We start from the raw sequence: 21641 nt of genomic DNA, 5'->3' as shown, positions 1-21641 counted from the left end.
CACCACCGCCCACCAGGCCAGGGCCCACCCAAGCCGGCGCCCCCACCCCCACCCGAACCAGCCACCACCCACCACCCAAGCCACCCGAGGAAGAGAGGGGCAGCGCATGACCGGCGTCAACGACGACGTACCGGGCGGCCGCGAACTGCTGCGCGTGGAGGGGGTGACGAAGTCGTTCCCGGGTGTCCGCGCGCTCGACGGCGTGGACCTGACCCTGCGCGCCGGTGAGGTGCATGTCCTGCTCGGCGAGAACGGTGCGGGCAAGAGCACCCTCATCAAGATGCTCTCCGGCGCCCACCGCCCGGACGAGGGCCGCCTGCTCGTGGACGGCGACGAGGTCACCGTCCGTTCGGCGCAGGACGCCGAACGGCTCGGCATCGCCACCATCTACCAGGAGTTCAACCTCGTCCCGGGCCTGACCGTCGCCGAGAACATCTTCCTGGGCCGCCAGCCGCGCACCCGTCTGGGTCTGGTCGACAAAAAGACCATGCGGACCCGGGCCGCCGAACTGCTGCGGCGCGTACGGCTCGATGTGTCCCCGAACACCCCGGTCGCCGAACTGGGCATCGCCCGCCTCCAGATGGTGGAGATCGCCAAGGCGCTCAGCCTGGACGCCCGTGTTCTGATCATGGACGAGCCGACCGCGGTGCTGACCTCCGAGGAGGTCGAGACCCTCTTCGAGATCGTCCGCGAACTGCGCGACGCCGGTGTCGGCATCATCTTCATCACCCACCACCTGGAGGAGATCGGCGCGCTCGGCGACCGGGTCACCGTCCTGCGGGACGGCCGCTCCGTCGCGGAGGTGCCGGCCTCGACGGACGAGGACGAGCTGATCCGCCTGATGGTGGGCCGGGACATCGCCGAGCAGTACCCGCGCCGCCGCCCCGACGAGCCGGGCGCGCCCCTGTTGCGCGTCCGCGGCCTGACCCGCAACGGCACCACCGCCGGACCGGTCTTCGAGGGCATCGACTTCGAGGTGCGGGCCGGTGAGGTCGTGGGCCTGGCCGGGCTGGTCGGCGCGGGCCGTACGGAGGTGGTCCGGGCGGTCTTCGGCGTGGACCGCTATGACGCGGGCACGGTCGAGATCGACGGCAAGGAGCTGGCCCGCGGCGATGTCCGGGCCGCGATGCGTGCCGGGCTCGGCCTCGTACCGGAGGACCGCAAGGGCCAGGGCCTGGTGCTGGACGCCTCCCTCCAGGACAACCTCACCCTCGCCCGGCTCGACCGCGACACCCGCGGCGGGCTGGTGGACCGGGGCGCGCAGCGGCGCGAAGCGGCCACCGCCGCCGAGCGGTTGAAGGTCCGGATGAGCGGCCTGGGCCAGAGCGCGCGCACCCTCTCCGGCGGCAACCAGCAGAAGATCGTCATCGGTAAGTGGCTGCTGACGGACACCCGGCTGCTGATCCTCGACGAGCCGACGCGCGGTATCGACGTCGGCGCCAAGGTCGAGATCTACCACCTGATCAACGAGCTGACGGCGGCCGGCCGCGCGGTCCTGATGATCTCCAGCGATCTGCCCGAGGTCCTCGGGATGAGCGACCGGGTGCTGGTGATGTCGCAGGGCCGGCTGGCCGGTGAGCTGTCGGCCGACGAGGCCACCCAGGACGCCGTGATGGAACTGGCGCTCCAGGCCCCCGGTGCCGCTTCCGGGAACACGGACGGCACCGCCAAGAACACGAGCGGCACCGCCAGCAGCACGAACGGCACTGCCAAGAGCACGAAGCACCACGACGAGAGCGCGATGGAGGGCTCCGATGTCCACTGAGGTGAAGACGGGAGCCGCCGCCGAGGCGGTGGGACGGGCACCGGACCGGGACGGCTTCGGGCCGTGGTTCTCCCGGGCGGTCCTCAGGAACGGCCCGCTCGGCGGGCTGATCGCGCTGGTCGTCGTGATGGCGGCGCTGTCCAGGGACTTCCTCAACGGGCAGAACCTCCTCAACGTCGGCGTCCAGGCGTCGGTCACCGCGATCCTCGCCTTCGGCGTCACCTTCGTGATCGTCTCGGCCGGTATCGATCTGTCGGTCGGCTCGGTCGCCGCGCTCTCCGCCACCGTCGTGGCCTGGGCGGCCACCAATGAAGGCCTGCCGGTCTGGATGGCGGTACTGCTCGGCCTGGCGGTCGGCGCGGCGGCCGGTCTGGTCTCCGGCGCGCTGGTCGCCTACGGCAAACTTCCTGCCTTCATCGCCACGTTGGCGATGCTCTCGGTCGGCCGCGGCCTGGCCCTGGTCATCTCCGGCGGCTCGCCGATCCCCTTCCCCGGCTCGGTCAGCGCGCTCGGTGACACTCTCGGCGGCTGGCTGCCGGTGCCCGTGCTCGTCATGATCGCGATGGGGCTGATCGCCGCGCTGGTGCTGGCCCGTACGTACGCCGGCCGCGCGATGTTCGCGATCGGCGGCAACGAGGAGGCGGCCCGGCTCTCCGGCATCAACGTCAAGCGCCGCAAGCTCGCGATCTACGCGCTGTCCGGGGTGTTCGCCGCGGTCGCCGGTATCGTGCTCGCCGCCCGGCTCACCTCCGCCCAGCCGCAGGCCGCCACCGGCTACGAGCTGGACGCCATCGCTGCCGTCGTCATCGGCGGGGCCAGCCTCTCCGGCGGCTCCGGCAAGGCCTCCGGCACCCTCATCGGTGCGCTGATCCTCGCCGTCCTGCGCAACGGCCTCAACCTGCTGAGCGTCTCGGCGTTCTGGCAGCAGGTCGCCACCGGCCTGGTCATCGCGGTGGCGGTGCTCCTGGACACGCTGCGCCGCCGGAGCGCGCGATGAGCGCCCCGCGGAACACCCGGCGGAACGCCTTGCAGAACCCCCGGATCAAGGCGTCGCTGGCGGCCGGGCTGGCCGCGACCGCCGTCCTGGGCCTGGCCGGCTGCGACCGCGGCGGCAACACCGATCTGGGGCTCGCGCTGTCCACGATGAACAACCCGTTCTTCGTGGGCATCAAGGAGGGCGCCCAGGCCGAGGCGGACGCCCGCGGTCTGCACCTCAACATCACCGACGCCCAGAACGACCCCACCCAGCAGATCAACCAGATGGAGACGTTCACCAGCCAGAACGTCAAGGCGGCCATCATCAACCCGGTCGACTCCGATGCCGCGGTCCCGGCCGTCGGTGTCGCCAACCGGGCGAAGGTGCCGGTCATCTCCATCGACCGGGGCGTCAACGGCGGCACGGTCGGCTCGACCATCGCCTCCGACAACGTCGCGGGCGGCCGGCTCGCCGCGAAGACCCTGGCCGAATCGCTCGGCGGAAAGGGCAAGGTGGCCTTCCTGGAGGGCCAGGCCGGCACCTCCGCCGCCCGCGAGCGCGGCAAGGGCTTCGAGGAGGGCATCAAGAAGTACCCCGGCATCAAGGTCGTCGCCCGGCAGCCCGCGGACTTCGACCGCACCAAGGGCATGGACGTGATGACCAATATGCTCCAGGCGCACCGCGACATCGGCGGGGTGTTCGCCGCCAACGACGAGATGGCGCTGGGCGCGTCCAAGGCGCTGGGCGGGCGGTCCGGCAAGGACGTCAAGGTGGTGGCGTTCGACGGCACCCCGGACGGGGTCAAGGCGGTCCGCGGGGGCAGCCTGACCGCCACCGTCGCCCAGCAGCCGGAACTCCTCGGCAAACAGGCCGTGGACTGGGCGCTGAAGGCCTCCCGGGGTGAGAAGCTGCCGCGGTCGGTCCGGGTGCCGGTGGTACTGGTGACCAGCGAGAACGCCGCGAAGTTCGACGACTGAGCGCGCGGCCCGGCGCGTCCGAGGGGGCCGCCGGGAATGACGGATGAGAAGAGAAGTGGGAGAGCGGTGCATGTATGACGTCCTGGTGGTCGGCTCGGCCAACGCGGATCTGACGGTACGGGTCGACCGGCGGCCCGGCGCGGGGGAGACCGTGCTCGGCACGGACCTGGTCGAATCGGCCGGCGGCAAGGGCGCCAACCAGGCGGCCGCCGCCGCCCGGATCGGCGGGCGCACCGCGCTGCTGGCGCGGGTCGGCGGCGATGCGTACGGGGAGCTGCTGCTCGGCGCCCAGCGCGCCGCGGGCACCGATGTCACCCCGGTCATCGTGGACGAGACGGCCCGCACCGGCACCGCGATGATCATCGTCGACCCGGACGGCGACAACAGCATCGTGGTCTCGCCGGGCGCCAACGCCGCGCTCACCCCGCAGGACGTGGCCGCCGCGAAGGACACCATCGCCGCCTCCGCCGTGGTCTCCCTCCAGCTGGAGATCCCCATGGAGTCCGTACGGGCCGCCGCCGCGGCCGCCGAACAGGCCGGCAGCCGCGTCGTACTCAACCCCTCCCCGGCCCCCACCGCGGCGCTGGCCCCCGAACTCCTGTCGGTGGCCGACCCGTTGGTGGTCAACGAGCACGAGGCGCGGCAGCTCTCCGGGCTGACCGACGGCACCCCCGCCCAGTGGGCGCAGGCCCTGCGCGACCGGGGCGCCCGCTCCGTCGTGGTCACCCTCGGCGGCGACGGCGCGCTGGTCCTGGACGCCTCCGGAGCCGAGAACGTCCCGGGCGTACGCGTCAAGGCCGTGGACACCACCGGTGCCGGCGACGCCTTCACCGGCGCCCTCGCCACCCGCCTGGCCCGCGGCGACACACTGCCCGGCGCGGCGCGCTTCGCCGTACGGGTCGGCGCCGCCGCCGTCACCAAGCCGGGCGCCCAGCCGTCCTACCCGACCCGGGCGGAGCTGGAGGTCCTGGCACCGGAGCAGCCGGAGGGCTGAGACGGGGCGGGACCGCCCGGCATCGCCCGGCACCCGGCGTCACCTCACCGCCCGGCCGGCTCCGTCGGCCCGTACAGCGCGTGGTCCGCGCCGGTCGCCAGCGCCCAGTAGCGGTCGCCGTAGGACCAGTGCCACCACTCGGTCGGGTAGTTGACCAGCCCGGCGGCGGTCAGCGCGGCGTTCAGCACCCGGCGGTGGGCGCGGGCGACGGGTGTCAGCTCCGGCGCGGCCGTGTAGCAGGCGCCGTCGCTCTCCTCGGGGGAGGCATTGATCGGCGTCCCCATGTCGACGGGTTCCCCCTCGGTGGTGACGAGGGTGAGGTCCACCGCGCCACCGGCGCTGTGCGGTGCGATCTCGGGCGGCGACACATAGCGGCTGGCGGCCTGGTGGAGCCGGGCGGCGTCCCAGTCGGGGTGGGCGGCGCGCAGCTCGTCCGCGTACTCCTCGAAGTAGCGGCGCTGGAGTCCCGGCGGCCGGTAGCCCTCGACGAACTGCAACCGCAGCCCGTCCGGCAGTGACTTCTGCGCCGCCAGCAGCCGTTGGAGCATGCCTTCCCGCAGGAAGGCATAGGCGCCGAGCGGGTCGTTCCGGTCCTCGGCCACGAGCAGCGCGGGCTCCGCGGCACGTACGTCCACCAGCGGCTCACCGCACTCCTCGACGGGGACCGCGGCCACCGCCGGGTCCGCCATCAGCGTGATCCGGTCACGGACATCGGTGAACACCAGCTCCGCACCGTCCCCCGGCACCGGCCCGGTCCACTCGGCGGCCGCCGCCACCCGCTCACCCGACGGCAGCCAGGCGCCACTGAGACCGCACCCCGAAGCGGAGCCGCCGGTCCCCATGCCGTTGGCGAGCAGCACCTGCAGACCGTGGTCCCGCGCCTGCTGCGCATATCCCGCCACGCGCTCCGCCGAGCCGTGGAAGGAGCTGGCGAGCGACACCCGGCAGCCGTCCGCCGCGGCCCGCGCCGCCACCTCGGGGTGGCTGTTGTCGAAGCAGGTGGCGAGCGCGAACCGGATGCCGCCCAGGGTGCAGCGGCCCGGCGCGCTCCCCGGCGCGAACACGGTGTTCTCGTCCCCGAACAGATGGACCTTGTCGTAGCGGGTGACCAGGGCGCCGTCCGGGCCGATGACGAACGAGGAGATGGCCGGACGGGACCCGCCGCCGGTGGCACGGCCCGCCGCGTTCACGACCGCCGCGGTCCCGGTCGCCCGGCAGGCCTCCCGTACGGGTGCCAGCCGGGCGTCGTCCGCCGTGACCGTCATGCCCACCGGGTCGGCGGCTATCAGGGCCAGGTCGTAGTGCGTCAGCGCGAGTTCGGGGAAGACCACCAGCCCCGCGCCGCGCCCGGCGGCCTCGGTGAGAAGCCCGGCCATCCGGGCGGCATTGGCCTCGATATCGCCCGGTACCGGGAGGAATTGTGCGGCAGCAATGATCATGCGCCCATGATGCCGGGCGGGTCGGGGGGTTCGAGTGGATCGGGCTACTCGGGGGGGACGGGCGGTCCGTTGGCTTGCCCCGCCGCCGGCCGCCCGCGCCCAAGAGGACCCCGGTCCGGCTACTTCCGGTCCGCCGCCCGTGCTGCTGCCGCCACCTCCGACGCCGCCACCGTCACGACCGCCCGCACCTGGCCGGTGATCGCGATCCGGTTCCGTACGAAGACGGGGTCGGTGACCTGGCCGTTCGCCGGGTCGGTGTTGTCCGGGCCGAACTCCAGCACCGGCGTGTGCAGATGCCCGCCCGGGATCGCCGGCCGCACCGCGTCCCTCAGCAGCGTCGCCCGGTAGGCGATCTCATTGGACAGATAGTCCCCGCCGCCCCCGGCACGCGCCGTGGAGCCCGGGGTCGGGCCGTCCGGCCGGTCGACGGGTGCGCCGCCGCCCGCCGGGATCTCGGTGACGGCGGTGTGGTCGACCACCGGATACGGCCCGGTGCCGGCCGCCACGATCTTCGCGTACGGCAGGGTGGTGGTCGTCCACTGCGGCTGCGGCCGCACGGTCGGCACCCCCGCCGGAATCGGCACCAGCTCCGTCCGCGAGTCCCGCGCATTGTCCGGATAGCCGCCCCGCCAGGCGCCGTTGGTCCGCTCGACATCGAACCGGCCGGGCCGCCCCTGACTGACCGTCGTGAACAGATCGGCCTGCCGCGGCCCGCCCCGGAAGTGCGGCAGCAGGGTGCGCTCCACCGTGCCCGCCGCGAAGTCGGCCCACCGTACGGGGAAGACCGCGGTCTCGATCCGGGCGGGCTTCCCGGAGGCGGTCCGCACCGTCGTCCCGTCCAGCGCGAGCGCCACCGCCCCCGACGGATTGCTCCGCCGGGCATCGGCGTCCAGCTGGAACGGGTCGAAGCCGGTCACCACCACCCGCAGCACCTCCTTCCCGGCGGGCAGCGCGATCGAGTCCTGCCCGCGCGAACCCCGCTCCAGCGACCCGAGCAGGGCGTCCCGCCGGTCCTCCGACAGCCCGAACTCCGGCTTCCACTGCCGTAGTTCCTTCGTCATCCCGAGCCGCGCCCAATACAGCGGCCGGTCGTCGTCCCGGCTCAGATCGCCGCCGTCGGGCCCACGGCCCTGCGCCCGGTCCACTGCCCGCCGCCACAGCGCCCGCCCCTCGTCCGCGACATAGCGCCGGGCCTCCGGGTAGCTCGTCACCCGCGCCAGCCCGCGCGCGAACTCCCGCTCCCACACCTCGAATCCACTGCGCCGCAGGATCTCCTGCGGTGCCGCCTGTGTCAGCCGCCCCTCCTCCACCGTGCTGTCCGTCGCGGGGGCCGCGGCCGCCGGCGCCGTCAGGGCCAGCGGAACGGCGGCCACCAGCGCGACACCGAGCGCGACCGTCCTGGTACGTATGCGTCTCATGGGGGCGAGTAAAGCGGTGTGGGCGCGGGGGCGGTAGAGGCGCAGACCTCCCCGCTGTCCTGTTCCTGCCCCTCGACTTGGGGCCCCGACCCGGCCCGTGGTGCGCCGGGTGACCGCGGATAGGGTTCCTGATCCCGTCCCGTCCCGTCCGGTCCGCGGCCGCGTCGGGCGCACTCCACGATGGCGAGTTGCTCGCCGACCTCACCCGGTGTCAGCCCTCGCCCGGCCCGTTGCCCGAACCCTCGCCCGGCCCCTCCCCGGGCTCTCCGCCCGGCCCCTCCGCGGCCCCGCCGGCCCCTCCCGGCCCGCACCCGAGCAGCGCCAGGAAGTCCCGGAAGGCCGCCGGCATCTCCACGGCCTCCGGGTCCAGCAGCCACTGCAACTGGAGCCCGTCCATCACGGCGGCCAGCAGCGGAGCCGCCCGCTCCGGGGTCAGACCGCCGGGCAGGGTGTCGCCGCATTCCGTCCGCAGCACCTCGGCCATCGCGGTGCGGACGACACGGAAGCGGGTCTCGAAGAACTCGCGCGCGGGGTGGTCCTCGGTGACGCTGTCGGCGGCCAGCACCGTGTAGGTCCGGACGAGGCCGGGGCGGGTGGCGTTGTAGTCGACCAGCTGGGCGAGGGTGTCGGTGTGCCGGGTGCCGGCCGCCGCGGCGGCCGAGGCCAGATCCCAGCGGTCGCGGGTCTCCAGCACCCCCACCAGCAGCAGTTCCTTGGTGGGGAAGTGGTGCAGCAGGCCCTGCTGGGTCAGTCCGGCGCGTTCGGCGACGGCGGCGAGCGAGGTACGGCGGTAGCCGCGCTCGGCGATCAGCTCCATGGCGGCCTCCAGGATGGCCGCGCGCCGCTCCGCGCGCTGGGTCTCGCGCCCGCCGCCGGCCCGCCGCGCGCCCGGCCCGCCGCCGCGGGCTCTGTCCTGGTCTCGTGCACTCACCGGCCGAGCGTAACCCTCCCGTGGAGATCCCGTACGACTGATGTAACGGAAAAGTAACGGTGCCTACCGGTTGACAGGTGGGCCGGTAAGAATCCGGACAGGGGGTCCGCACGTCCATTCAGGGAACACCGGAGAGCCGCATGACCGACCACCATCCTCATGGCCCCGCCGCAGACGCCGCCCACCATCATGCCCGGGACCGCGCGCACGAGCACGCCGCCGCCGTCGAGCGGGCACTCGCCGCGCTCGACCTCGACACCAAGGCCCGGCTGCTGTCCGGCCAGGACATGTGGACGCTGCCGGCCGTGCCCGCGATCGGACTCCGGTCGCTGGTGATGTCGGACGGGCCGGTCGGGGTGCGGGGCCAGGACTGGAGCCCCGAGGACCCCTCGGTGGTGCTGCCCAGCCCCACGGCGCTGGCCGCCACCTGGGACCCCGAGCTGGCCCGCCGGACCGGTCACCTGCTCGCCCAGGAAGCCCGCCGCAAGGGCGTGCACGTCCTGCTGGCGCCGACCGTCAATCTGCACCGCTCACCGCTGGGCGGCCGGCACTTCGAGTGCTATGCGGAAGACCCGCTGCTCACCGGCGAGATCGGGGCCGGATATGTCCGTGGGGTGCAGGAGGGCGGCGTCGGTACGACCGTCAAGCACTTCGTGGGCAACGACGCCGAGACCGACCGGCTCACCGTCGACAACCGCATCGCCCCGCGCCCGCTGCGCGAGCTCTATCTCGCGCCCTTCGAGCACATCGTCGAAAACGCCCGTCCCTGGGGCGTGATGACCGCCTACAACCAGGTCAACGGCTCGACGATGACCGAACACCGGGCTCTGGTCCAGGACGTGCTCCGCGGGGCATGGGGTTTCGACGGCTGCACCGTCTCCGACTGGACGGCGGCCCGCGACACCGTGCGCGCCCTGCGCGGCGGCCTGGACGTGGCGATGCCGGGGCCCCGGACGGTCTACGGCGCGCGGCTCGCCGAGGCCGTCCGCGGCGGTGCGGTGGCCGAGTCGGAGGTGGACGAGGCGGTGCGCCGGGTGCTGCTGCTCGCCGCCCGCACGGGCTGTCTGGACGGGGTGCCGGCCGCGGTCGACCCGGCCGCTGTCCCGCGGGGGATCGACGGCCGGGCGGTGGCCCGTGAGGTCGCCCGGCGGGGGTGTGTCCTGCTGCGCAACGAGCCGGTGGCCGGCGCGCGGCGGGCGCTGCCGCTCGATGCCGCCGCGGTCCGCCGGGTCGCCGTCATCGGGGCGGCCGCGCGCGAGGCCCGGGTGCTCGGCGGCGGGTCCGCGACCGTCTTTCCCGACGCGGTGGTCTCCCCGCTGGAGGGGCTGCGCGCCGCACTGCCCGACGATGTCGAGCTCACCTTCGCGGCCGGCGCCGATCCGCGCTCCCGCGTCCCGCACGCCCGCGAGGGCTTCACCCTGCGCGCCCGCTACCTGGCCGCGGACGGCCGGCTGCTCGCCGAGAACGCGCAGCGCGACGGCAAGGTGCAGGTGATGGGCCGCTTCCCCGAGGGCGTCACCCGGCAGAACCTGAGCGCCGTCGAACTGACCGGCAGCTTCACCCCGCGGCACACCGGCCGGCACACCCTCGCCGTCTCCGGCACCGGTGAGCTGCGGCTGACCGTCGGTGGCACGGTGCTCTTCGACGGCCACTGCGCACCGGAGGGCGGCGACCCCTTCGAGGAGTTCCTCAACCCCGTCGAGCGGCGGGTGACCGCGCAGCTGACGGCGGACGAGTGTGTCGACGTCACGCTGCGGTACGTGCCGGACCATCCGGGCGGCTCCGGGGAGGGGCCGGCCACGCTGCACTTCCTGCTCGGCCACCGGGCGCCGCAGGCCGACGCGGACACGGAGATCACCGAGGCGGTCCGCGCGGCGGCCGACGCCGATGTGGCGATCGTCGTCGTCGCCACCACCGAGGAGACCGAGTCCGAGGGCTTCGACCGCGGCGATCTGCGGCTGCCGGGCCGCCAGGACGAGCTGGTCTGCCGGGTCGCCGCCGCCAACCCGCACACCGTGGTGGTCGTCAACTCCGGCTCCCCGGTGGAGCTTCCGTGGCGCGAGGAGGTCCCCGCCGTGCTGCTGAGCTGGTTCCCCGGGCAGGAGGCCGGGGCGGCGCTGGCGGACGTCCTGCTCGGCGCCCATGAGCCGGGCGGCCGGCTGCCCACCACCTGGCCGGCCCGCCTCGACGACGCCCCGGTCACCACCGTCACCCCGACCGGCGGCCAACTCCACTACGCCGAGGGCGTGTTCGTCGGCTACCGGGCCTGGCAGCGGTCCGCCGTCGCGCCCGCCTACCCCTTCGGACACGGCCTCGGCTACACCGACTGGGAGTACGAGTCGCTGGACACCACCCCGGACTCGGTACGGGTGCGCGTCCGCAACGCGGGCGACCGGCCCGGCCGCGAGGTCGTCCAGATCTATCTGGCGCCCACCGAGGACGCCGCCCCCGACGCTCCGGAGCGCCCGGCGCGCTGGCTGGCCGGCTTCGCCGTCGTCGAGGCCGGTCCCGGGGAGAGCACCGAGGCCGAGATCCCGCTGCCGGACCGGGCGTTCGCGGTCTGGGACGCGGAGGGCGGCGACTGGCAGCGGGTCAAGGGCGTCTATCTCGTCGAGGCGGCGCGCAGCATCGGCGACCGCAGGCTGACGGCGGAGGTCACCGTCGGCTGACGGGGCCGGAGGCGGGGGCGCTCCTCCCCAGGGACGCCCCCGCCGGCTCAAGCGCGCGCCCGTCCGGACCCTCATCGCGACCGCCCCCTCATGACGGCACCACCGACACATCACCGCCGCTCGTCCGGGCCGTGACCTTGTGCGCGGAGCTCTTGTCCGTCGGGACGGAGACCTTGCTGTTGCCGCCGCTGGTCGTGGCCTCCACGGCGTAGGAGCCCTTGGGCAGCCGGATGGTGACATTGCCTCCGCTGGTGCGGCCCGACACCTCGTCGGGCGCCGTGGACAGCGCGAGATCCACATCGCCGCCGCTGGTCCGCGCCTTCGCGGTGCGGGCCGCGGAGTCCTTGACGGTGATGTCGCCGCCGCTGGTCTCCGCGGCGATGCCGCCGGTGGCGCCGCGGACCGTGATGTCCCCGCCACTGGTCCGCAGATCCACCGAGGCATCGCGCGGCAGCAGCACCCGGTAGGCCACCTGGCACCGGCGCCCCATGCCGCAGTCCTCGGCCTCCAGCGTCAGCCGGCCGTCCTTGACCTCATGCGAGGGGCTCGGCTTCTGCTCGTTGTAGACATATTTCTCCGTCACCTTCACCTGGCCGCCGGCGTCGACCGGGACGACCTCGATGTTCCCGCCGTGCGTCGTTGCCGACAGCGCGGTGATCTTGCCGGGCACGGTGTACGTACGCTCTGCTTCCTTGTCCGGGCCGAATCCCAGGGAGCAGCCGGTCATCAGCACGCCCAACGCGGCACAGGACAGTACGAGAGAAGAGGTACGCAGGCGGGCCATGGTGAGAGGTCTCCCGGGGCAGCAGTGAACGGAAACGGGAACGGACCGGACAACCGATCGGTGCCATCGTTCCGCCCCGGCCCCGTCCGTGGCGTCGCCGCACAGGATGACCTTCGCGGGGCCGTGCCCTTAAGGGTTTCCCGCAGTCCGCGGCCGCACCGAGAAGCCGTAGACGGTCTCCGAGCGATAGGTCTCGCCGGGCCGCAGCACCGTGCTGGGGTAGTCCGGGCGGTTCGGGGAGTCCGGGAAGTGCTGGGTTTCCAGGGCCAGTCCGGCCGCCGGACCGTAGGGGACGCCCGACGTGCCGGTCAGGGTGCCGTCGAGATGACCGGCGGTGTAGAGCTGGAGGCCGGGCTCGGTGGTGGCCAGCGTCAGGGCCCGGCCGGAGCGCGGGTCGTACAACTCCGCCACGGTGCGCGGTGTGTGGCACACCCCGCCGTCCAGCGCGAAGTTGTGGTCGAAGGCACCGCCCACCGCGCGCGCCGTCCGGAAGTCGAAGCGGGTGCCGGCGACTTCGGCGGGTGCGCCGGGCAGCGGAATGCCGCCGGCGTCGCACGGTGTGTACCGGGAAGCCGCCAGCCGCAGCTCGTGCCCGCCGGCGCTGCCGCTGCCGTCCCCACCCAGATTGAGGTACGTGTGGTTGGTGAGGCTGACGACGGTCGGCGCGGCGGTCCGCGCGGACGAAACGATGCGCAGTGCGCCACCGGGGGAGAGGGTGTAGGTCACGCTGACGTCCAGGGCGCCCGGGAAGCCCTCCTCGCCGTCCGGGGAGACCCGGTGCAGCCGCACCCCGCCGTCGACGGGCCGGGCGTCCCACACCACCCGGGAGAAGTTCCGCGGCCCGCCGTGCAGGCTGTGGGGCCCGTTGTTCGGCGTCAGTTCCCAGGTCCGGCCGTCGAGTCGGAACGAGGCCCTGGCGATCCGGTTCGCATACCGTCCGACCAGCGCGCCGAAGTGCGACCCGCCGTGCGCGACGTACGAGGCGAGGTCGGCGAAGCCCAGCGCCAGCTGCCCCCGCGCCCCGTTCCGGTCCGGGGCGTCCACCGTTTGGATGATTCCGCCGTAGGTCAGGACCCGGACCCGCACCCCGCCGGGCCCCGACTCCAGGGTCCAGCGGTCGACGGGCGTACCGTCCTCCAGCACGCCGAAGGCTTCCCTGCTGACCTGCGTCTTCATGGCAGCGACCCTATGCCCGCCGGCCACCGGGCGGCGCCGGGAGAGCGCGCTCAGCTGCTGCGGCCGGGCCGGGTGACCGTGCGGAACGCCAGCTCCGCCAGCTCCTTCTGGCCGCCGGTGCCGGGGTGGAACCAGTCCCAGGTGCTCAACTGCCGCCCCGTGAAGCGGTAGTCGAAGACCGACTTGTCGAACCGGCACAGCGGGTCGGTGCCGCACACCTCCGCCAGCGCCGTGTTGTACGCCATCACCCGGTCCCGGACCTCCGCCCGCCGGTCGTGCGCCGCCTTGGTCAGATCGTCCGGATCGCGCAGCATCGACCCGCAGATGCCGAGCTTCCACACCTGCTTGCCGAGCGGGTTCTTGCGCCCTTCCGACCACAGCCGCAGCAGATCCGGCACCGCCGCGACGTACACCTGGGTGTGCGGCAGCTTGCGCCGCAGGTACTTCATGGACCGCGCGAAGTCGGCGCGGAAGGCACCCGCCGGGGTCATCGAGCCCACGTCGCGCCGGCAGGCGTCGTTGGCGCCGATCAGGACCGTGACCAGCTCGGGCTTCCGGTCGGCGGCCGCGGTGATCTGGTCCGGCAGATCCCTCATCAGCGCACCGGTCCGGGCGAGGTTCCAGCTGTGTGTGGCGGGGCGTTTGACCAGTCGTCGGGCGAGGCTGTCGACCTTGGGGTCGGTGCCGGTGGCCCAGGAGACCTGCGGGCAGTCGGAGAGGACGGTGCAGGCGTCGAAGCCGACGGTGATGGAGTCGCCGAGGGCGGCGATCGAGCGGGGGTTGGTGCGCCACACGGGCGCCTTGGCGGCCTTCCGCTTGCCCGCGGCGCCGGACTGCGGAGCGGAGCCGTCACCACTACAGGCGGTGAGGGCGATCACCAGTGCGGAACCGATGGCGACGGTGCGTGAGAAGCGGAGTCCGAAGCGGATGCGCCGGGGGCGAACAGGCCGATCGATCCGCGTCATCCCCTGTCCCCTCCGGCGTGCGAGTGATATCTCTTCGGGTACCGACGGTACGTCACCCCCTCGACCGGCACCGCGCGATAGCTTTGCCCCGTGCTTGCCGGGCGGTGACCCAAAGTGGCAAGTGCAGTCGGCACAGACAAATTACATCACGTCATTTCCTGTCCCTTTTGCGGCAAATTCCGCCTAATGGTGTTTACTGTAGGTCACCAGCATGCTGGTGCCGAAGTGGTCACTGGGGCAGAATGGCAACTGTCCCGGCCGCAACCGGAACGGGCACGAGGCCGCTGGGGAAGGCGAACCTCGAACCGCACTGGAGGTCCCGGTGACGACACGTGGAGTTCTGTACGTCCACTCCGCTCCGCGCGCGCTGTGCCCGCACGTCGAATGGGCCGTCGCGGGCGTCCTCGGTGTGCGCGTCAACCTCGACTGGATCCGCCAGCCGGCGTCCCCGGGCACCTGGAGAGCCGAGTTCTCCTGGCAGGGCGAGGCCGGCACGGCCTCCAAGCTGGCCTCCGCGCTGCGCGGCTGGCATCTGCTGCGCTTCGAGGTGACCGCGGAACCCTGCTCCACCGCGGAGGGCGAGCGCTACAGCTCCACCCCCGATCTGGGGATCTTTCACGCCGTCACGGGCATCCACGGCGACATCCTCATCCCCGAGGACCGGCTGCGCGCCGCGGTCGCCCGCTCGGCGACCGGTGAGACCGAGCTGGCCGCTGAGGTCGCCAAGCTCCTCGGCAAACCCTGGGACGACGAACTGGAGCCCTTCCGGTACGCGGGCGAGGGCGCCCCGGTCCGCTGGCTCCACCAGGTCGTCTGACACACCGGCACGCTAGCGACACGCGGCGGCGGTTGCCTTCGAGCGCGCTCCACGTCCTAGCGTGCGCTCATGGCCGACAACACGTCATCCGACACTCTTTCCGTAGCGGTGCTCGGCACCGGAATCATGGGCGCGGCGATGGCCCGCAACCTCGCCGCGGCCGGTCTGGACGTCCGCGCCTGGAACCGGACGCGCGCCAGGGCCGAGCCGCTGGCCGCCGACGGTGTCCGGGTCACCGGCAGCCCCGCCGAGGCGGTGGACGGCGCCGACGTGGTCCTCACGATGCTGCTCGACGGGGCGGCCGTCCTCGACGCACTGCGGCAGGCCGCCGGCGCGCTGTCGCCCGGCGCGCTGTTTCTCCAGATGAGCACGGTCGGCACCGACGGGCTCGCCCCGCTCGCCCGGTTCGCCGACGAGCACCGCCTGCGCTTCGTCGACGCTCCCGTACTGGGCACCAAGGTGAACGCGGAGAAAGGCGGGTTGACGGTCCTGGCGGCCGGCCCGCAGGACGTACGGGAGCGCGCCGCGCGGGTCTTCGACATCGTCGGGAGCACCACCCGGTGGGTCGGCGAGGACGGTGCGAGCGGGGCCGCCAGCCGCCTCAAGCTGGTCATCAACAGCTGGGTGCTGACGGTCGTCAACGGCACCGGCGAGGCGCTGGCGCTCGCCGAGGGGCTCGGGGTGGACCCGCGCGACTTCCTCGCCGCGGTCGCCGGCGGAGCACTCGACCTGCCCTATCTGCGGCTGAAATCCGAGCTGATCCTGGCCGATAACTACCCTGCGAGCTTCACCGTGTCCGCGGCCCGCAAGGACGCCCGGCTCATCACGGAGGCCGCCGGTGAGGCCGGGGTACGGATGGATCTGGTGGCGGCGGACGCGGAACGCCTGCGCCGGGCCGAGGAACAGGGCCATGGCCACAAGGACGCCGCGGCGGCGTACTTCGCCAGCTTCGACGGCTGAAACGGGCAGAGGGCCCGCCCGGTGGATGTCCACCGGGCGGGCCCTCAGGGTGCGCTGAGCGTGCCTCAGACCGAACGGAAGGCCAGCACCACGTTGTGGCCGCCGAAGCCGAACGAGTCGTTCAGGGCCGCGATCGTGCCCTCGGCCGGCAGCTGCCGGGGCTCGCCGCGGACGATGTCGGCGTCGGCCTCCGGGTCGAGCTGGTCGATGTTGATCGTCGGCGGGGCGATGCGGTTCTTGAGCGCGAGGACCGTGGCCACCGTCTCGATACCGCCCGCGCCACCCAGGAGGTGACCGGTCATCGACTTGGTGCTGGTGATGGCCATGTGGTCGACGTCGTCACCGAACGCCTTGCGCAGCGCCCGGAGCTCACCGACGTCACCGGCCGGGGTCGACGTCGCGTGCGCGTTCACGTGCACGATCTCCGCCGGGTTGAGACCGGTGTTGTCGATCAGGTTCTGCAGCGCCGCCGCGATGCCGTTGCCGGACGGCTCGGGCTGCGTGATGTGGTGCGCGTCGGCCGAGATGCCCTGGCCGACGGCCTCCGCGTAGATCTTGGCGCCGCGGGCCTTGGCGTGCTCCTCGGACTCCAGGATGATCACGCCCGCGCCCTCGCCGAGCACGAAGCCGTTGCGGTCGACGTCCCAGGGGCGGGAGGCGCCCTGCGGGTCGTCGTTGTTCTTGGACATCGCCATCATGTTGCCGAACGCGACGATCGGCAGCGGGTGGATGGCGGCCTCCGTGCCACCCGCGACGACGACGTCGGCGCGGCCGGAGCGGATCATCTCGATCGCGTAGCCGATGGCCTCGGCGCCCGACGCGCACGCCGAGACCGGCGTGTGCACCCCGGCGCGGGCGTTGAACTCGATACCGACGTTCGCGGACGGCGAGTTCGGCATCAGCATCGGCACGGTGTGCGGGGAGACGCGGCGTACGCCCTTCTCCTTGAGCACGTCGTACTGGTCGAGCAGGGTCGTCACACCGCCGATACCGGAGGCGATGACGGCGCCCAGACGGTCGGGGTTGACCGAGGTGTCCTCGCCCGCCTTGGCGCTGAAGCCCGCGTCCTTCCAGGCCTCCTGGGCCGCGACGAGCGCGAACTGCGCCGAGCGGTCCAGCTTGCGGGCCTGCGGACGCGGAATGATCTCGGTGGGCTCCACGGCGATCTGCCCGGCGATACGCACCGGCAGATCGGCGGCCCAGTCCTGTTCGAGGGTGCTGACGCCGGAGCGTCCGGCGAGCAGGGCCTCCCAGGTCGAAGCGGTGTCGCCACCCAGCGGTGTGGTTGCGCCGATACCGGTGACGACCACGGTGCGATTGGTCGCATTCACGGGAATTCTTACTCCACGGGTAGAGGGGTTGGAATCGACGGCGCCACCGCGGGGTGGCGACATGCGCAGAGCTGGATCAGCTCTGGTGCTTGAGGATGTACTCGGTCGCGTCGCCGACCGTCTTGAGGTTCTTGACGTCGTCGTCCGGGATCTTCACGTCGAAGCGCTCTTCGGCGGCGACGACGACCTCGACCATGGACAGCGAGTCAACGTCCAGGTCGTCGGTGAAGGACTTGTCCACCTGGACGTCCTCGGTGGGGATCCCGGCGATCTCGTTCACGATCTCGGCGAGACCGGCGACGATCTCTTCCTGAGTGGCGGCCATGATGGCGCTCCTTCGGTCATTTTAAAGGGAAACTGCGTACTTGCGGTGAAGATCCGTTCGGCGTCCGACACGTCCGAGGACGTACGGGGCTGCGCAGATCTTGCCTAGGGGAGGGTAACCACCGTCGCGGCGTAGACGAGACCCGCCCCGAAGCCGATGACCAGCGCGGTGTCGCCGCTCTTGGCCTGTCCGGTCGCCAACAGCCGCTCCATGGCGAGCGGAATGGAGGCGGCCGAGGTGTTGCCGGTGGTCTCCACATCGCGGGCGACCGTCACGCTCTCCGGCAGCTTCAGAGTCTTCACCATCGAGTCGATGATCCGCATGTTGGCCTGGTGCGGAATGAAGACGTCCAGGTCGTCCGGGCTGACTCCGGCCGCGTCCAGCGCCTGCTGGGCGACCTTCGCCATCTCGAACACCGCCCACCGGAAGACCGCCTGGCCCTCCTGGGTGATGGCGGGGTAGCGGACCTCCTCCGGAGCGGGGCGGCCCTCGGGCGCGTCTCCTCCGGGGACCGGGGTGGTGCGGTAGACGTCCCAGCCGAGGGTCTGCTTGATGGTCTCGGCCTTGTCGCCCTCCGAGCCCCAGACCGTCGGGCCGATCTCGGGCTCGTTGGCCGGGCCGACGATCACCGCGCCGGCGCCGTCACCGAAGAGGAAGGCCGTCGCGCGGTCCTCCAGGTCGGTCAGGTCCGAGAGCCGCTCCACGCCGAGGACCAGCACATACTCCGCCGAGCCCTCGGTCACCAGGCCCTTGGCCAGGGTCAGTCCGTAGCCGAAGCCCGCACAGCCCGCCGAGATGTCGAACGCGGCCGGCTTGCCGGCACCGATACGGTGCGCGATCTCGGTCGCGATCGCCGGGGTCTGCTTGAAGTGCGACACGGTGGAGACGATCACGGCGCCGATCTGCTCGGGCGTGATCCCGGCGTCGGCGATGGCCTTGCCGGACGCCTCGACCGACATGGTCGCCACGGTCTCCTCGGGGCCCGCCCAGTGGCGGGTCGCGATACCGGACCGCGAGCGGATCCACTCGTCGGACGAGTCGATGTGCTGGAGGATCTCTTCGTTCGGCACGACACGCGTCGGGCGGTAGCCGCCGACGCCCATGATCCGCGCGTACGGGGCGCCCTTCGAGGGCTTGATCTTCGAGGTCATGCGCTGCGGACTCCTATTCGGCCGGGGCGGATTGCTCGGCGATCAGCGTGCGGGCCGCGTCGAGGTCGTCGGGCGTCTTGAGGGCGAGGGTCCGCACGCCGGGCAGGGCGCGCTTGGCCAGGCCGGTGAGCGTGCCGCCGGGGGCCGCCTCGATGAGCGTGGTGACCCCGAGCTCCTTGAAGGTCTCCATGCACAGGTCCCAGCGCACGGGGTTGGCCACCTGGCCCACCAGCCGCTGCACCAGTTCCTGGCCGGAGGAGACCAGCGCGCCGTCCTTGTTGGAGACGTAGCGGGTGTGCGGATCGGCGACCGACAGCTGGGTGGTCGCGGATTCCAGGGCCGAGACGGCGGGTGCCATGTGGTGAGTATGGAACGCGCCGGCCACCTTCAGCGGTACGACCCGGCGAGTGCCTTCCGGCTTGTTCTCGACCAGCGCGGCGATCTGCTCGGCGGTGCCCGCGGCGACGATCTGGCCGGCGCCGTTCACATTCGCCGGCGTCAGGCCCAGCTGCTCCAGATGCGGGATGACCACGGCCTCGTCGCCGCCGAGCAGCGCGGCCATACCGGTCTCGGTGACGGCGGCGGCCTCGGCCATCGCCTGGCCGCGCCGGCGCACCAGCTGCATCGCGTCCTCGTCGGACAGCGTGCCGGCCAGCGCGGCGGCGGCCAGCTCACCGACGCTGTGGCCGGCCACCGCGCCGGTCCGCGTGGCGATGTCGTCGGCCGTGGCGAACAGCTGACGGGCGGAGAGCAGGGCGGAGGCCACCAGCAGCGGCTGCGCCACCGCGGTGTCGCGGATCTCCTCCTCGTCCGCCTTCGTGCCGTAGTGGACCAGGTCCAGGTCAATGGCGGCCGACCAGGCGCGGAGCCGGTCCTCGACACCGGGGAGGTCGAGCCAGGGAGTCAGGAAGCCGGGCGTCTGAGCGCCTTGGCCGGGAGCGACGAGTACGAGCACCCTCACACTCTCTCTTGTGGGTGGTTCCGCCCGCCCGTGGGGACAAGGACGAAGAACCATCGGGGGAATTGTTGGTGTCCGACAAAAGTCTAGGGTTGGGCCTCACCGTCAGCCAGACGCCCCAGAATCAATGCGATACGGAGGGTGAACGCCGAGCGCACATCGGAGGGTGACCAGCCGGTGACGTCGGTCACACGTCGCAGCCGATAGCGCACGGTGTTGGGGTGCACGAACAGCATCCTGGCGGCCCCCTCCAGACTGCTCGCCTGCTCCAGATAGACGCTCAGCGTCTCCAGCAGCGCCGACCCGGCTTCCTCCAGCGGTCTGTAGATCTCCTCCACCAACTGCTCGCGCGCGACCGGGTCCGAGGCCATCGCGCGCTCCGGCAGCAGATCGTCCGCGAGCACCGGCCGCGGGGCGTCCGGCCAGGCGGCACAGGCCCGCAGTCCGGCGGCGGCGGCCTGCGCCGAGCGGGTCGCGGCCAGCAGATCGGAGACCACCGGGCCGGCCACCACGGGCCCGGCGGCATACGGGCCGATCAGTGCCTTCGCGGCCTTCAGCGGATTGTCCGAGCCGCCCGCGATCACCACCAGACGGGAGCCCAGCACACCGGTCAGGACCTGGAGCTTGGCGTGCCGGGCGGCCCGCCGGATCGCCTCCACGGTCAGTTCGCTGTCCCCGTCGGGCGCGGTGCCCAGCACCACACACACATGCTCGGGGGAGTTCCAGCCCAGCGCCGCCGCACGGGAGACCGCGCCCTCGTCGGCCTCCCCCGAGAGCACCGCGTTGACCACGAGGGACTCCAGCCGGGCGTCCCACGCGCCACGGGCCTCGGCCGCCTGGGCGTAGACCTGGGCGGTGGCGAAGGCGATCTCCCGGGCGTAGACCAGCAGCGCCTCGCGCAGCACGGACTCATCGCCCGGGGCCGCGACCTCGTCGATCGCGGACTCCATGACCTCGATGGTCGTACGGACCATCTCCACGGTCTGCCGCAGCGTGATCGCCCGGGTCAGCTCGCGCGGCGCCGTACCGAAGACATCGGTGCTGATCGCCTGGGGGGTCTCCGGATGCCGGAACCACTCGGTGAACGCGGCGATACCGGCCTGCGCCACCAGGCCGATCCAGGAACGATTCTCCGGGGGCATCGCGCGGTACCACGGCAGGGTGGCGTCCATGCGGGCGATGGCGGCGGCCGCCAGCTTGCCGGACGAATTCTCCAGGCGCCGGAGGGTCGCGGAGTGCGGGTGCGCGTCGCGCGATGCGGGTTCAGACACGGGACAAGCCTGCACTATCGGGGCGGGGAGGTGAGGGGGCGGGGCTACCGTGGGCCCATGATTCAGGTGCGGAGAGGCCATGAACGGTATCCGGGCGGGGACGCGGAGGCCGGGATCGTGTCGTGGCACGCGTTCTCTTTCGGGCCCCATTTCGACCCGGAGAATCTGCGTTTCGGCGCGCTGGTCGCCTGCAATGAGGAGCGGCTGACGGCGGGCGCGGGATTCGACGAGCACCCGCACCGGGACACGGAGATCGTGACCTGGGTGGTCGAAGGAGAGCTGACCCACCGCGATTCGGCGGGCCACCAGACCACCGTTCGCCCCGGTGATCTCCAGCGGCTCAGCTCGGCGGGTGGCGTCCGGCATGTGGAGCGCAACGACGGCGCCGGCCCGCTGTGCTTCGTACAGATGTGGCTGACCCCGCAGGAGACCGGCGGGGAGCCGTCGTACGAGGTGGTGCGCGGGATCGCCGACGGCACCCCGTACGCGGTGCCGTCGGCCGGTGCCCTGCTGCATGTGCGCCGCCTCGCCGACGGTGAGCGCACCGCGGTGCCGGATGCCCGGCGCGCCTATGTGCACGTGGTCCGCGGCGCCGTACAACTGGGCGACGCGCGCCTGGAGCCCGGCGACGCGGCGCGGATCACCGACGGGGAGGGGCTGGAGCTGCGGGGGCTGGCGGCGGCGGAGTGCCTGGTGTGGGAGATGGGGCCGGAGCCGGTGTACGGGTGAGCCGG

The 21641-nt window shown here is 72.6% G+C and carries 17 protein-coding genes and 1 pseudogene; 7 read left to right on the top strand and 11 right to left on the bottom strand.

The annotated features are described in order from the left end of the window. The first annotated feature begins 106 nt into the window (after positions 1-106). From CP981_RS12420 to CP981_RS12405, 3 genes and pseudogenes are all read left to right on the top strand, one after another. On the top strand, positions 107-1765 hold the full coding sequence (locus CP981_RS12420) for a sugar ABC transporter ATP-binding protein (protein ID WP_085926161.1): 1659 nt from the start codon (positions 107-109) through the stop codon (positions 1763-1765). After that, positions 1755-3718 (top strand): annotated as a pseudogene (locus CP981_RS38565) (ABC transporter permease/substrate-binding protein). Before CP981_RS12420 ends, CP981_RS38565 begins: the two are co-directional and overlap by 11 nt. A 70-nt stretch (positions 3719-3788) precedes the next feature. Continuing rightward, positions 3789-4712 (top strand): ribokinase, encoded by a 924-nt coding sequence (locus CP981_RS12405; RefSeq protein WP_085926163.1) that lies wholly within the window; start codon positions 3789-3791, stop codon positions 4710-4712. A gap of 44 nt (positions 4713-4756) precedes the next feature. Here CP981_RS12405 and CP981_RS12400 read toward each other — a convergent pair whose 3' ends face one another. From CP981_RS12400 to CP981_RS12390, 3 genes are all read right to left on the bottom strand, one after another. Next, complete coding sequence (locus CP981_RS12400) at positions 4757-6151, bottom strand: nitrilase-related carbon-nitrogen hydrolase (protein WP_085926164.1); 1395 nt, start codon at positions 6149-6151, stop codon at positions 4757-4759. 119 nt (positions 6152-6270) lie between these two features. Beyond that, entirely contained in the window at positions 6271-7569 is a 1299-nt protein-coding gene (locus tag CP981_RS12395; RefSeq protein ID WP_085926165.1) for a pyroglutamyl peptidase, read from the bottom strand. Between the two features lie 211 nt (positions 7570-7780). Then, positions 7781-8500 carry a TetR/AcrR family transcriptional regulator gene (locus tag CP981_RS12390; RefSeq protein WP_244329635.1) on the bottom strand — a complete coding sequence of 240 codons (720 nt, stop codon included), beginning with the start codon at positions 8498-8500 and terminating at the stop codon, positions 7781-7783. 140 nt (positions 8501-8640) lie between these two features. On the opposite strand from CP981_RS12390, the gene CP981_RS12385 reads away from it, so the two are divergent. Then, positions 8641-11169 carry a beta-glucosidase family protein gene (locus tag CP981_RS12385; RefSeq protein WP_085926166.1) on the top strand — a complete coding sequence of 843 codons (2529 nt, stop codon included), beginning with the start codon at positions 8641-8643 and terminating at the stop codon, positions 11167-11169. An 88-nt stretch (positions 11170-11257) separates the two neighbouring features. Here CP981_RS12385 and CP981_RS12380 read toward each other — a convergent pair whose 3' ends face one another. The 3 genes from CP981_RS12380 to CP981_RS12370 form a co-directional block, all read right to left on the bottom strand. Continuing rightward, positions 11258-11953, bottom strand: coding sequence for a DUF4097 family beta strand repeat-containing protein (locus CP981_RS12380; RefSeq protein ID WP_085926167.1), 696 nt, complete (start codon positions 11951-11953; stop codon positions 11258-11260). Positions 11954-12082: 129 nt separating this feature from the next. Then, positions 12083-13129 (bottom strand): aldose epimerase family protein, encoded by a 1047-nt coding sequence (locus CP981_RS12375; RefSeq protein ID WP_085926168.1) that lies wholly within the window; start codon positions 13127-13129, stop codon positions 12083-12085. A gap of 50 nt (positions 13130-13179) precedes the next feature. Next, entirely contained in the window at positions 13180-14094 is a 915-nt protein-coding gene (locus tag CP981_RS12370; RefSeq protein WP_085926169.1) for an SGNH/GDSL hydrolase family protein, read from the bottom strand. A gap of 322 nt (positions 14095-14416) precedes the next feature. Between CP981_RS12370 and CP981_RS12365 the strand changes: the two genes are divergently transcribed. Next, positions 14417-14911 carry a DUF3145 domain-containing protein gene (locus CP981_RS12365; protein ID WP_085926170.1) on the top strand — a complete coding sequence of 165 codons (495 nt, stop codon included), beginning with the start codon at positions 14417-14419 and terminating at the stop codon, positions 14909-14911. A gap of 69 nt (positions 14912-14980) precedes the next feature. Continuing rightward, on the top strand, positions 14981-15871 hold the full coding sequence (locus tag CP981_RS12360) for an NAD(P)-dependent oxidoreductase (protein ID WP_085926171.1): 891 nt from the start codon (positions 14981-14983) through the stop codon (positions 15869-15871). Positions 15872-15936: 65 nt separating this feature from the next. Here CP981_RS12360 and fabF read toward each other — a convergent pair whose 3' ends face one another. The 5 genes from fabF to CP981_RS12335 all read right to left on the bottom strand — a co-directional run bounded on the left by fabF (position 15937) and on the right by CP981_RS12335 (position 20907). After that, a complete protein-coding gene (fabF, locus tag CP981_RS12355; RefSeq protein WP_085926172.1) occupies positions 15937-17202 on the bottom strand; it encodes a beta-ketoacyl-ACP synthase II in 1266 nt (421 codons plus the stop codon). Positions 17203-17278: 76 nt separating this feature from the next. After that, the gene (locus CP981_RS12350; RefSeq protein ID WP_030991425.1) at positions 17279-17527 is read right to left on the bottom strand and encodes an acyl carrier protein; all 249 of its coding nucleotides are present in this window, start codon (positions 17525-17527) and stop codon (positions 17279-17281) included. A gap of 104 nt (positions 17528-17631) precedes the next feature. Continuing rightward, the gene (locus CP981_RS12345) at positions 17632-18678 is read right to left on the bottom strand and encodes a ketoacyl-ACP synthase III (protein ID WP_085926173.1); all 1047 of its coding nucleotides are present in this window, start codon (positions 18676-18678) and stop codon (positions 17632-17634) included. Positions 18679-18691: 13 nt separating this feature from the next. Further along, positions 18692-19633 (bottom strand): ACP S-malonyltransferase, encoded by a 942-nt coding sequence (locus CP981_RS12340; protein WP_085926174.1) that lies wholly within the window; start codon positions 19631-19633, stop codon positions 18692-18694. Positions 19634-19722: 89 nt separating this feature from the next. Then, positions 19723-20907, bottom strand: a complete 1185-nt coding sequence (locus tag CP981_RS12335) for a PucR family transcriptional regulator (RefSeq protein WP_018088053.1) — start codon at positions 20905-20907, stop codon at positions 19723-19725. 57 nt (positions 20908-20964) lie between these two features. On the opposite strand from CP981_RS12335, the gene CP981_RS12330 reads away from it, so the two are divergent. Further along, entirely contained in the window at positions 20965-21636 is a 672-nt protein-coding gene (locus CP981_RS12330; protein ID WP_208852930.1) for a pirin family protein, read from the top strand. The last annotated feature ends 5 nt before the right edge of the window (positions 21637-21641 follow it).

The organism is Streptomyces platensis (genome assembly GCF_008704855.1).
GTDB lineage: Bacteria > Actinomycetota > Actinomycetes > Streptomycetales > Streptomycetaceae > Streptomyces > Streptomyces platensis.
The sequence above is the reverse complement of the archived record's forward strand: the minus strand, read 5'-3'. Positions and strand labels throughout refer to the sequence as shown.